The following is a 12752-nucleotide window of genomic DNA, read 5'->3' on the forward strand; positions in this document are numbered from 1 at the left end:
GCGAAACAAAAGGAGTGTTTATCTTGTTACGAATCGGTTCTGGTGCAGGGTTTGCAGGTGATCGTATCGAACCAGCAAAAGCCCTCGTAGAAGAAGCAAAATTAGACTATCTTATTTTAGAATGTTTGGCAGAACGAACTATAGCACTTGCTCAAAAACAAAAAAGACAAAATCCTGAACTAGGTTATAATGAGTATCTCGAAGAACGTATGCGATATTTGCTGCCATCCTTAATGAATAATAAAGTTCGCCTCATTACAAATATGGGTGCAGCAAATCCGATAGGTGCAGCGAAGAAAATTTTAGAAATTGCACACGAAATGGGACTAACATGTAAAGTAGCTGCCGTTACTGGTGATGATGTTACAGAGTTGTTAGACTTTCAAGGGAAAAAACTCGAAAACAATCAAAGTATCGACCTTTTTGAACCGATTATTTCCGCCAATGCTTATCTTGGAATTGATGCATTGTTACCTGCATTAGACACAGATGCAGATATTATCGTAACCGGTAGAGTTGCTGATCCTTCCTTATTTCTGGCACCTATTGTCCATAACTACAATTGGGATGTGGAAGATTATGATCTCATTGGGAAAGGTACATTAATTGGACATTTATTAGAGTGTGCAGGACAAGTAACTGGTGGATATTTTGCAGATCCCGGAAAAAAAGATGTTCCCAGACTCGCCGATTTGGGGTTTCCTTTCGCCATCGTTGAACCTGATGGGAAAGCGATTATTACAAAACTACCCAATGCTGGAGGAACTGTCAATTTACAAACGGTAAAAGAACAACTTTTATACGAGGTTCACGATCCTAAAAAATATGTAACACCTGATTGTATCGCTAATTTTTCTACAGCTCATTTAACAGAAGTTGCAAAAGATGAAGTATTAGTTTCTGGAGCCACAGGAACAAAAAGACCCGATCAATTAAAAGTTTCCGTTGGTTATCACGCTGGTTATTTAGGAGAAGGAGAAATATCCTATGCTGGTTCCACTGCATTAGATAGAGGTAAACTAGCTGAGGACATTGTCAACGAAAGATTAAAAGATAGGGTGACAAATATGAAAGCAGATTTAATCGGAGTTTCTTCCCTTCACCATGGACAGTTCGGTCACCATCATCCTTATGAAGTTCGTCTCCGAGTTGCCTCCTTATGTAAAACGGAAGAAGAGGCAAAAATAGTCGGCCATGAAGTAGAGGCGCTCTATACAAATGGTCCTGCAGGTGGAGGTGGAGCTAGAAAAAGAGTTGAAATAGTCATTGGTATTGTTTCAACCCTTATCGATCGATCCACTATCGAAATCAAGACAGACATATTGGAGTGAGAACATGAGCAAAGTTAAATTATTAGATATCGCACATAGTAGAACAGGAGATAAAGGGAATACGTTGAATCTCTCACTAATCCCTTATAAAGAAGATGACTATGATTGGTTGGCGAAGGAAGTTACCCCTGAAAAAGTAAAAGAACATTTGAAGCATATTATAAAAGGTGAAGTACAAAGATACGATCTTGAAAACATAAAAGCTTTTAACTTTGTTTGCGAAGATAGTTTAGGAGGCGGAGTGACTACTTCACTTGCGATGGATACACATGGAAAAAGTATTAGTTCTGCCTTTTTAGAAATGGAAATAGAAATCCAGGAAAAAAATAATTAAAATAAAAAATACCGGGTTATGATAAATCGAGTGTTTAGCTAATCAAAATAAACATTCAATATCAATCTTGCATTATAAAACCCAGTTCTGGTAGATCCGTATGATGTGCCTTTCAGGTTTAGCACCATTCATCCACTAGAACTGGTTTCACTTATTTTATATGGCATCTATAGCTCTCGAAAAATCCGACTACTATTTTACCTTAATTCACTAATTACTGAAGTCCCAATACTTAGATTGGTTCAATTACTTTTTGAACTACTTCCTCCTCATGCGGGAACAATGTATTGACTGGTGCCCCAACACTTTCCATATGTGGATCATTAACTTTTGTTTTAATTTTGCTCATCACTTCAACTATTGCAAGAACAGAAAGGTACATACGTTGCAATATAACCGCCTTCATGGCACAACACTAATCGACTATCACAATGCTTATCCGCTAACTTTTTCATAAAGACAGTAAACTTGTAAAATCTTTCAGCCGTTACCATCATTTTAGCTAGTGGATCAAAGATGCTTGGATCTTGTCCAGCTGATACGATAATTTCTGATTTGAATTGATCTGCAATAGGTCCAATAACTTTTTCAAATGCATGCATATATCCCGCATTTCCTGTTCCAGACGGTAATGGGATGTTGACGTTGTACCCTTTTCTTTCAACACTATCCTTTATAAAACCACCATCTGTCCTCAGTATTTGATCTTGATGAATAAATATAAATAAAGTGCTGTCATCATCTTAAAACGCCTGCTCAATTCCGTATCCATGGTGTACATCCCAATCGAGTACTAGAATACGTTCCAAATTATATTTTCATTTAGCATATTTAGCTGCAATTGCAACGTTATTAAAGATACAGAACCCATTCCTTCTTCAGCGTCCGCATGATGAGCTGGTGGTCTAGTTAAAACATAAACAATTTCAACTTCACCTTCCATCTCCGCATCGACGTCCATAATTGCTCCACCCGTGGATAACAAGGCAATTTCATATGAACCTCTTCCTACTATCACATTCATCCCTGCTTCCCCACCATTAGCATTACTTAACTCTTTTACTCTATCAACATAACTCGGAATAAGAAATAATTCAATTTCCTCTCGTGTTGCAGCTTGTAGGGCAATGGACTTAAGTTGAGGTGTCAATCCACTCACATCAAGCAAATTTTTAAATCTTCTCTTCGTTTCTGAATCTTCTCCATAAGTATGACTTTGTATCCAAATATATGGTAGCCTACGCTTCTATACAATTGAATATTTTTTGGTACGGTCAATCGAACTTTACAAAATATTGCGGATGCTTCTTTGTTTTTCTCATAATCTTCAAGGGATTTTAATATTTTCTTCGTAATCCCCTTTCCTTGTTTAGCCGAAATAACCGATAATCTATAAAAATAATGTCCAATATCATTTAATTGAAAACGAACTATTCCAACTGGCTTATGATCAATATAAGCAATTAAACCTTTCTCATTGTTTTAAAAAGCTATTAATATCCAGTCTCCTCTAGCACTTGATGGAGCAACTTCATTTTTATATTTCATAAATGCCTTCATCATCAAGTCGTGAATCAATGAAACATCCTATAATTTCGAAAATTTAATTTCCAAAAATTAACTACTCCTTCCCTTGTCGTAATAAACATATATTTCAGCAAAATCATACGCTTGATCTCTTAAACTAGAACTACCAAAATCGATTATCCCTGCAATCCTACTTGTTTCAGAATTACCTAAAATGTCTGTGTTTAATTGTTATAGTTAAATTTATAGAATCCTTTCTCTTTCGGAAACGTTTTCAAATGAGTATGTCACGTCTTAAAATATTTCCTTTTAAATGCGTGTTCAAAAAGGAGGATAAAAAGAACCAAGAAGTTCGAGGCGGCGCAGTTTCGAGCAGCGGAATGTATGCATTTAGATACATGAGTAGCGGAGAAACAAGCATTCGTGCGAAATTCGCAGTGTCATTTTACCGGACTTTTTGAACATCCTGTTTAAGGCATATTTACATTTCTACTTTCAGCATTTTCCTTGTTACCCTTTCTGCCCGCTCCTCGACCGTCTGATTGGATAGCTTACCTAACTGCAGTTCATCAATGATTTGTCCATCTTTCATAAATAACACCCGTTCACTTTGAGCAGCAACCTTCGCATCATGCGTCACTAGCATGATCGTTATTCCTTCTTGGTTAATTTTAAGAAAATTTCCCATAATTTCTTCGGCAGCCTTTGAATTTAAAGCTCCTGTTGGCTCATCGGCAAAGATAATTTTCGGTTCATTGATCAAGGCTCGACAAATCCCAGCTCGTTGCAGCTGTCCCCCGGAAGCTTGATTCGGCATTCGATAGGCTAAATTTCCAATTCCTGTTATTTCCAAAAGTTGTTGTGCTTTACTCGCTAATTCTTTTACCTTTTTCCGATTGTCTCGCATAGCGGGGAGTACAATATTATCTATAATCGTTAAATTGTTTAAAAAGATAGGTTGTTGGAAGACAAATCCCATTTGCTGTCGACGGATATCGGAGAGTTCTGTTTCTCCACATGCCCCCAGACGTTGATGATTAAATATTACCTCGCCACTATCTATAGTATCCATTCCACTTAAAGCATAGAGTAACGTTGACTTTCCTGAGCCTGAAGGTCCCATCACAGAGATAAACTCACCTTCATAAATGATGACAGATACATCTCGTAAGACCTTAATCCTTTCCTTTTCAGCGTCAAAAGATTTATAAATATGTTGCCCATCCATTATTTTTTTCATGGTTTACTCCTTTATATTTTCTGCGATTCCAATTCTTCCAGCTTGATTGGTTCCCAGTTTCGTTGCTAGTAATGTGACAAATAGCATCAATAACGGACAACCCAAGTAGATAACCGGATGACTTACAAAGGTGAGCGTATCTACACCAAAGAAAGAGATAGCCATCCCTGCTATTGATTCTCCAAAAGTATTTGCCAATATACTTCCTCCAGCAACACCAATGATTAATATAAAAATTCCCCGAGCTGTGTATTGTTCGGAAAGGTCTTGATTGGTAAATCCAATCGCTTTTAACATCGCTATAGCCGACCGATCCTTAGCGACCAATAATTTCATAAATAACAGGCTCACTAACCCTGTAATGAATAAAGCTACAATTAAGGCAACGTTTGCTCCTGTTTTAATGGATGCCATGGTGGTGCCGAATATTTGTTGCTTATGATGATGGGCATCTGTTACTTTCGCAAAAGGCAGGGCTTGTGAAATTTCTTCCGTTTTAGCAACTATTTGATCAGTATGGTTAAGCTTTATGTAATAGTTAATCCACATTGGTGGAGCTGTTTCATCTGAGAAATTTGCCTTTGCTGTCCTTCCGCCATTCAAAATATTGGAGTAAATCCCAGATACAACAAAGCTTTTCGGCTCGCCATTGGTAATAATTTCAATCCTATCACCAACTTGTTTTCCAAACCCCGTAGCATTCATGGAAGATAAAGCAATTTCATCATGCTGTTCTGGTGCTTTTCCTGCATTGTATTCAATTGGAAATGCAGCATGGTCTCCAAGTTCAATGACTATTTTCTCTTCTGAACCATCCTCTTTCTTTGCTTTAAAAGATTTTGAGGTAATTTGGACAAACTGATCAATGGAAGCATCCCCATTTAAATAATTGACGACTTGCTGTTCATTTTCCACCGGTTCATCGGATGGATACATACTAACCATCAAGTCCATTTCTCCAAAGCCCAAATATTTCGTAAAGGACGAGGATGATACGGTTTGGTACGTATTCCATGGAACAATCATAATAAAGCATGAAAGCAAAAAAACAATAAGCATGGTAGCATAAAGCTTTTTTCGGGATAATACATCTTTTACTCCTAAAAATACATTGGTTGGCAGTAGCCTATTTTGGCTAAGCAATAAATAATTTTTACGTGCGGTTTTTTCCTCCTGACTGCCAGTACGAATTGCTGAGGCAGCGGAGATTTTTCTAAAACGTCTCAATAAGAAATGAACGTAACTAATCACCAGCAAGAAAACAACGATACTCCCAAAGATAGCCAGAAAAATGCTCCAGCCAGCATACTGACTTTCACCCATATAAAGCCGGATATTCTCTAGTAATGGATTACTAAAAATAAAAGATAATAATAAGCCGATGAAGCTACCAACAAAAGCAATGAAAGCATATTTGGCTATATAGATTTTTTTGATATCCGCTAGCCGTAGACCAATCGCCTTCATCGTTCCAATCTCCCGATAATCCTCTTCTATTTTTGTTAATAGTGTAAAACGAATGCACATAAAAGCAATGATTACGATTAAAAAGCCGACTAGTAGGATAATTGCAATCATAATACCATCGGATAAGCCATTAATTACTTTGAACAAAGCGCTGGTTAACGTTGGACCATTGGCTTCTAATCCGGCATCGGCATATGCGGTTTCAAATTCATTGGTTTTGGATGTATCATACAGTTGAAATTCAATTAAATATTCCAGCGTGCCTTCTGATTCCAGTTCTCGATAATCCTTTTCACTTACTAAAAAACGTTTTGAAGAAGCTAGGGGTGAATTCATTTGCCCATCTCTGAGGAAACCGGCAATTTTAAATTCTTTCCCGGCCACCATTGCTTGATCCCCAACCTGAGCGATGCCGTCTTTCATATAATCGATAGGTACATATAGTTCTCCTTCCATCGGCTGGATGGGCTGACCGTCCAAGTCGAGCAAGTAATCAAAAGACGGACTTTGTGTAGAAAAACCATTGTCTTGAATATTTTCTACAAGACTATTTTCACCTAATTGAATGTTTGCCCCCGCAATATTTAAAAAATCCAACACCTGATAATCTTTTACATGTTCATTTTCTGCAGCAAAACTTTCCAGTCGTTCCTTATTCAGATTCCCCACATGCATTTGCAAGAAGTCTGGTACCTGAGCCTGCTTCATTAATGTGTCGATGGAGCCAGAAAGGTTAACGATTAAAATAGCTACTAAACTTACAAGCGCTGTTGCAGCAGTGATGAATAACATCGTCGTTATACTAATCAACTTGTTCCTCAAAAGGTCATTACGTATAATGCGAAGATACATGTCTTTTCCTCTATTCTTTTGTTAAAATTTTCATCAACTGCCCGCTAATCATCCCTTGTTCTGTTCCAAGTATTCTTTCCGCATTAAAGGAAAAAGCTTTCATTCTTTGTGACTGTTCTTCTTCCGTTAATTCAATCATCCCATCGTCAAGGATAGTAGTAGCATACACGAGTAGCATCTCCACGCTTTCATAAGGATAGGCTGTGTGGAAAATATTTTCTTCTATTCCATCCTGGATAATGCCTGTAAAAATCGGTGTAATTTCTGTCAATAATACCTTCTGAATCTTCTGATGCATCAGGGCGTTTTGCGGCTTATGAATATGTGTCATCAATTCTTCAGAAACAGCTCCACTCACATTTAAGGAAGTAATCGCCATAAGTAATCGTTCAATAACAGGTATTTCCTTTCTCCCTGCAATTGCTTGTGCCCCTTCGATTACTTTTTTGTTATAACGGTCGATAATCCCATCCATGATTGCTTCTTTGCTTTCAAAGTGGTAATACAGGGTGCCTCTGGCAATTCCAACCTTTTTCAAAATGTCATTGGTGCTTGTTCCGTCATAGCCCTGTTGATTAAACAAAGCTTCTGCCACATCTAAAATTTCATTTCTTCTTTCCTCTGCCTCCTTGACTATTCTCACAACCTCACTCCTCCTCTTATTGTTAGACCGTCTACCTGTCGATTAAATGCTATAATCAAATTATAATGAAAAATTTTTAAATGTCTACTAGACTATGGTCTTATTTTTAAATAAAAACATTAATTGAAAAAAATGATTGGTGGTTTCATTTTTGTTGTAGAGTTAATCCTGACGTATTTATTTGAACGACAGGATGATAGCTCCAGCATCTACGAACTTATATTTATCGTGTTCGATAGATCCCTACGAATGTACAGAAATTGCCTATGATATATGGGAAGTGTTATAAGAGGATGTTCAAAAAGTCCGGTAAAAATCACACTGCGAATTTCGCACGAATGCTTGTTTCTCCGCTACTCATGTATATAAATGCATACATTCCGCTGCTCGAAACTTCGCCGCCTCGAACTTCTTGATCCTTTTTTTTGAACACGCACTATAAGGGCTATTTTAAATGCGACCGAAAAAGGGTAAACCTTGGCGTCTTGCATCAAACAGTGACCGGGAAGATAGTTGCATAGAGCAATACAGCTTCGAGCGCCGATTTCTCATTCTGAAAGGGCGCTCCAGCCCCAGCTATTATTTATTTTTTTTTAACTGATTATTTAACATAGCTTCAACTCTTTTAAAATAAAGATACCAGCCGAGCCAATTCAGTATATATAGCAAAATGAAAGCCAGACTGCTCCATAAAATAGCCCATCCACTAAGCGATATCCAGCCGACTGTCACAGCGATAATAAGCCATACACTATAAGTAAGGAGAAAATGAATAATGGACTTTTTAATGATATTACTGTCGCTGTCTCCAAAAATAAGGGAGGAAATGCCAAAATATACACCTAATAACATACTGGCTGCCATATGCATCCATATTTCCGAAGCCGTCGCCTCAAATGCATTTATTTTCATAATGGTAAGAGCAATAAACGTAATTATGCCGCCAAAAGCCACACCCAGCATACTGCGCCTTAAAATTTCAAGTATCATTTTATTGCCCTCCCTTGATCAGTTCATCTTTAATTGCACCCACATACTTTCGGGTAATATATTCCTTGCTGCCGGATTGAAAATAAACACATAAATTACCATTAAAAGACGCTTCAAATTTTTTAATACGATGAATATTTCCGATAACAGACTTTGAAAAGCGCATAAAGCCATGGGGAATCAGGAATTCTTCTACTTCATACAGCTTCATTTTCACTTCAAAACGTGAATCTTTGGACACAGCATATGTTTTTCTTTTTTCGGAATGAATAAAATCAATTTCCTTTGGCTCTAGAAGTATCGTTTGCTCTTCATCTACACCAAGTAAGCGCTGCTGCTTATTCTTTTTAATGATATTGACGATTTCCTCCAGTTCCTGCGTCCATTCCTTCGCCTGGATTGTTATCCGCGTTTCTTCATGATTATCATCGATATCGATGTTTATTTTCATTCCATCCCCTCCAAATGCGCTCCATGTCTTCTGCTAGTTTACAGCTTGTTTCAGAAAATATGGGTAACGGACGATAGCGATAAAAAATGCAACTAACCCAATTGCAAATAACACCCCTAGCGTTTGAAGAAGCTCCGACACTTGTGTGGTTCCTGCCATGGCATCCTGAAAAGACTGGTGTGCCCAATACTGAGGTAAAAAATGGGCAATTGTTTGCATAAAGTCTGGCATCATTTCCAATGGCATCCATAACCCGCTTAGCATCGCTCCACCTAGAGCAATGATTTGTGTAATAGCAATTCCCATATTTTCTGTATTTACAGTAAGTGACATAGCCAATCCAATGGCTGTCACTGTAAACGTAATGAACAATGACAAAATCAACAGAATGATTGGCTGTCCTAGTGATACATTATAAACTAATTTTCCAAATAAAAATAACACCACAATCTGAATCATAACGATATACGTAAATGGGAGCCACTTTCCAAGCAAATAATAATAGCTTTTGAGCGGTGTACTTGCAAGTCTAGCAGTCATCCCTCTATCCCTATCTTTAATAAACACCTGTACCATCGAAATCATAATGAAAAATACAAACATAACGATATACCCTGGAACAATGGACTGGATAATATCTTTATTTACCGCTTCGTCGGTACCAGCTGTGAATATGGAAATAAATAAAACAGTAAATAAAATTGGTAAAATCAGCATCCAAAAAACAAGACCTTTATCCTGTAAATGTTTCTTTAATTCAACGATCATAATTGCATTCATTAAAACACCTCCTTTAGTCTCTTAAGTTACTTCCAGTTAGTCTGAAAAATACATCCTCCAATCGAGGACGAACCAGCTCCAGCCGTTCTACATCAACATTATTTTCTCTGCAGTAGGAAATAATATTTTCCATTGACGGTAGCGGCTCTTCAGTATAAATTAAAAATGCGTCCTTCTCTTGTGAAACGGTTCCATATTGCTCTAATTTTTTCTGAGGAATACCATTTGCTTTTATATAAATGGAAGGAACAGCATATTGTTGAAGTAATTCACTTATCGCACCGTTCTCTATCATTTTTCCTCGGTCAAGAAATGCAACGTAGTCACATAGTTTTTCAATCTCCTCCATATAATGACTGGCATAGACAACTGTCTTTCCACCTGCTTTTAGTTCTCCAATCATTTGAAATATATATTTTCGCGATTGAGGGTCTATGCCGACAGTAGGCTCATCCATGATGATAAGATTCGGATTATGCATCAGTGCACATCCGATATTCAGCCTGCGTTTCATCCCTCCTGAAAAGGTAAATACTTTATCCTTACTCCTTTCACTAAGACCAATTAGTCCCAGCACCTCTTTTATCCGCTGATTCAGTTGGCTTCCTTTTAAATTGTATAATCTGCCAAATAGCTGTAAATTACTGGCTGCTGAGATGTCTTCCTCTAAAACAATATCCTGTGGTACATAGCCTAATTTCTGTTTTGATTTGTCGGTGATTCGTTTTTCATTAAATTCAATTTTTCCTTCGTAGTTGCGAATAATGGATGTAATTATTTTAATTAAAGTAGACTTTCCTGCTCCATTTGGGCCAACCAATCCATAGCAGGTTCCCCCAGGAATGGTAATGGAAACATCTTTTAAAGCTTCTGTTTGATCAAAACACTTTGTTACATTATTGATTGTCAGCATACTCACCATCTCCTTTCACTTATATTATGGAAAAGAAATGGGGATTTGCGGGATAGAATGGAATAACATGCGAGGTTCTATGTATAAAGTGCTGAAAAATTCGCATAACATATATGCTGGTTGACGATTAGACTATAAATGTCAAAATAAGCGTGTACACTTTCGACTATATAAGAATGTACAATTTGATGGGTGATTCAAAAAAGGAATTACACATACAGCAGTCATTACAATATCCTTTCAATAGCTACTAACTAGCAATCCACACTCCCTATTAAGGGAGTGACACACGACATATCGTAAATATGCAACCTTTTTATTATTTCAATCCACACTCCCTATTAAGGGAGTGACACGCTGGTTGTTATCTTTATCATACCTAGATTGCGATTTCAATCCACACTCCCTATTAAGGGAGTGACCTAAATTTAAATAGACAAACAACCGCAATTCTAGAATTTCAATCCACACTCCCTATTAAGGGAGTGACGTAGATAATGTTGATGCATTAAAGGATTTAAACGATTTCAATCCACACTCCCTATTAAGGGAGTGACGCAATAAAAAAGATAAACCTAGCTGTTCTCGATGTATTTCAATCCACACTCCCTATTAAGGGAGTGACAAAATTGGACAATCCGGAAGAAGCAGATACCCCTATTTCAATCCACACTCCCTATTAAGGGAGTGACAAGCCATATCTTATCTCACCTCCACTGCGAAGTAATTTCAATCCACACTCCCTATTAAGGGAGTGACGGATTGTTTACTTCACGAAGTAATGCCTGCAATGATTTCAATCCACACTCCCTATTAAGGGAGTGACCTTTGTTGTAGGGTTTACCAGCCCACTCAATTAGCATTTCAATCCACACTCCCTATTAAGGGAGTGACGTAGATAATGTTGATGCATTAAAGGATTTAAACGATTTCAATCCACACTCCCTATTAAGGGAGTGACGAAGGGAAAGCGGTGGCCTTTATCTTGATTATCTCATTTCAATCCACACTCCCTATTAAGGGAGTGACACAAGCATTGGAGAGTGATTCAACATGAGAAGACATTTCAATCCACACTCCCTATTAAGGGAGTGACAGACATCGTACGTATCTTAGGGTACGGAGATGAAATTTCAATCCACACTCCCTATTAAGGGAGTGACTAATACATGTATTAGAATATAATTAGAAGGTAAGATTTCAATCCACACTCCCTATTAAGGGAGTGACCAAAAGCACGGATTAAATTCTTTCGTACGATTATAATTTCAATCCACACTCCCTATTAAGGGAGTGACTGCGAGTTTCGACTGGGAGACTTCTCCTAGGGATATTTCAATCCACACTCCCTATTAAGGGAGTGACATCGGACTCACAACTGAAGTTTGACACCAACATAATTTCAATCCACACTCCCTATTAAGGGAGTGACAACATCAAATCCGGCCGACTCTAACTGTTTTAAGATTTCAATCCACACTCCCTATTAAGGGAGTGACTTACTTATTTACGTAAGAAAGGTGTAGCGATATATTTCAATCCACACTCCCTATTAAGGGAGTGACTTGGGGACGCTCCTGCATACACCTCGGAAGGGACAATTTCAATCCACACTCCCTATTAAGGGAGTGACAGGATTAATTATTTTAATGTCTTGTAATTCGTTATATTTCAATCCACACTCCCTATTAAGGGAGTGACCAGACAACATGCAAACATACAACTAACTCTAACATATTTCAATCCACACTCCCTATTAAGGGAGTGACGATTGGCAAAAGGTAAATTTACAATGCCATCCACATTTCAATCCACACTCCCTATTAAGGGAGTGACTGAAGTGGATAATAATATTCAGTGGATCTCACGAATTTCAATCCACACTCCCTATTAAGGGAGTGACAACAAAATCAGGATTACCGCCAGCTTCAGTAATTATTTCAATCCACACTCCCTATTAAGGGAGTGACGACGACGATTGATTAATTTGTTAGACGAGAGGAATATTTCAATCCACACTCCCTATTAAGGGAGTGACCTGCTGAAAATGAACATGGAGAAAGTGAGTTGTCTATTTCAATCCACACTCCCTATTAAGGGAGTGACGTTTATGAATCACAAGACGGCAATGATTTGGGAGTATTTCAATCCACACTCCCTATTAAGGGAGTGACAGATTAGACACTATGAACTGGAAGTAATTTAAATATTTCAATCCACACTC

10 protein-coding genes, 2 pseudogenes and 1 CRISPR repeat array are annotated in these 12752 nt (G+C 37.7%); of the genes and pseudogenes, 2 read left to right on the plus strand and 10 right to left on the minus strand.

The annotated features are described in order from the left end of the window. Positions 1-14: 14 nt before the first annotated feature. Both SPD89_RS16020 and SPD89_RS16025 read left to right on the plus strand, forming a co-directional pair. Positions 15-1331 carry an acyclic terpene utilization AtuA family protein gene (locus SPD89_RS16020; protein ID WP_336262956.1) on the plus strand — a complete coding sequence of 439 codons (1317 nt, stop codon included), beginning with the start codon at positions 15-17 and terminating at the stop codon, positions 1329-1331. A gap of 4 nt (positions 1332-1335) precedes the next feature. Continuing rightward, on the plus strand, positions 1336-1665 hold the full coding sequence (locus SPD89_RS16025) for an AtuA-related protein (RefSeq protein ID WP_336262957.1): 330 nt from the start codon (positions 1336-1338) through the stop codon (positions 1663-1665). A gap of 353 nt (positions 1666-2018) precedes the next feature. On the opposite strand, the pseudogene SPD89_RS16030 reads toward SPD89_RS16025, so the two are convergent. The 10 genes and pseudogenes from SPD89_RS16030 to SPD89_RS16075 all read right to left on the minus strand — a co-directional run bounded on the left by SPD89_RS16030 (position 2019) and on the right by SPD89_RS16075 (position 10528). Continuing rightward, a pseudogene (locus SPD89_RS16030) lies at positions 2019-2474 on the minus strand (hypothetical protein). Continuing rightward, positions 2459-2824, minus strand: a complete 366-nt coding sequence (locus tag SPD89_RS16035) for a hypothetical protein (RefSeq protein WP_336262966.1) — start codon at positions 2822-2824, stop codon at positions 2459-2461. The pseudogene SPD89_RS16030 and the gene SPD89_RS16035 overlap by 16 nt, the downstream one beginning before the upstream one ends. Then, positions 2821-3132 (minus strand): annotated as a pseudogene (locus tag SPD89_RS16040) (GNAT family N-acetyltransferase); the annotation flags it as partial. The pseudogene SPD89_RS16040 and the gene SPD89_RS16035, both read right to left, overlap by 4 nt. Before the next feature lie 541 nt (positions 3133-3673). After that, positions 3674-4432 carry an ABC transporter ATP-binding protein gene (locus tag SPD89_RS16045; RefSeq protein WP_336262958.1) on the minus strand — a complete coding sequence of 253 codons (759 nt, stop codon included), beginning with the start codon at positions 4430-4432 and terminating at the stop codon, positions 3674-3676. A gap of 3 nt (positions 4433-4435) precedes the next feature. Then, positions 4436-6709 (minus strand): ABC transporter permease, encoded by a 2274-nt coding sequence (locus tag SPD89_RS16050; RefSeq protein ID WP_336262959.1) that lies wholly within the window; start codon positions 6707-6709, stop codon positions 4436-4438. 52 nt (positions 6710-6761) lie between these two features. Further along, on the minus strand, positions 6762-7394 hold the full coding sequence (locus SPD89_RS16055; RefSeq protein ID WP_336262960.1) for a TetR/AcrR family transcriptional regulator: 633 nt from the start codon (positions 7392-7394) through the stop codon (positions 6762-6764). A 579-nt stretch (positions 7395-7973) separates the two neighbouring features. Next, positions 7974-8384: a DUF3021 domain-containing protein gene (locus tag SPD89_RS16060; RefSeq protein ID WP_336262961.1), complete on the minus strand. Its 411-nt coding sequence runs from the start codon at positions 8382-8384 to the stop codon at positions 7974-7976. A gap of 1 nt (position 8385) precedes the next feature. Then, positions 8386-8835: a LytTR family DNA-binding domain-containing protein gene (locus SPD89_RS16065; protein WP_336262962.1), complete on the minus strand. Its 450-nt coding sequence runs from the start codon at positions 8833-8835 to the stop codon at positions 8386-8388. Between the two features lie 33 nt (positions 8836-8868). Then, positions 8869-9615, minus strand: a complete 747-nt coding sequence (locus SPD89_RS16070) for an ABC transporter permease (RefSeq protein WP_336262963.1) — start codon at positions 9613-9615, stop codon at positions 8869-8871. A 13-nt stretch (positions 9616-9628) separates the two neighbouring features. Further along, positions 9629-10528, minus strand: a complete 900-nt coding sequence (locus SPD89_RS16075) for an ABC transporter ATP-binding protein (protein WP_336262964.1) — start codon at positions 10526-10528, stop codon at positions 9629-9631. 254 nt (positions 10529-10782) lie between these two features. Further along, positions 10783-12702: direct repeats of the CRISPR family, unit length 33 nt; unit sequence ATTTCAATCCACACTCCCTATTAAGGGAGTGAC. Positions 12703-12752: the final 50 nt, after the last annotated feature.

This window comes from Pseudogracilibacillus sp. SO30301A, assembly GCF_037072025.1.
In the GTDB taxonomy this organism is placed as follows: domain Bacteria; phylum Bacillota; class Bacilli; order Bacillales; family Amphibacillaceae; genus Pseudogracilibacillus.

What these genes read in the sequence shown, in the direction of transcription:
- SPD89_RS16060 (WP_336262961.1), bottom strand. Translation starts at nt 8,384, where the DNA reads ATGATACTTGAAATTTTAAGGCGCAGTATGCTGGGTGTGGCTTTTGGC.
- SPD89_RS16070 (WP_336262963.1), bottom strand. Translation starts at nt 9,615, where the DNA reads ATGAATGCAATTATGATCGTTGAATTAAAGAAACATTTACAGGATAAA.
- SPD89_RS16045 (WP_336262958.1), bottom strand. Translation starts at nt 4,432, where the DNA reads ATGAAAAAAATAATGGATGGGCAACATATTTATAAATCTTTTGACGCT.
- SPD89_RS16065 (WP_336262962.1), bottom strand. Translation starts at nt 8,835, where the DNA reads ATGAAAATAAACATCGATATCGATGATAATCATGAAGAAACGCGGATA.
- SPD89_RS16025 (WP_336262957.1), top strand. Translation starts at nt 1,336, where the DNA reads ATGAGCAAAGTTAAATTATTAGATATCGCACATAGTAGAACAGGAGAT.
- SPD89_RS16075 (WP_336262964.1), bottom strand. Translation starts at nt 10,528, where the DNA reads ATGCTGACAATCAATAATGTAACAAAGTGTTTTGATCAAACAGAAGCT.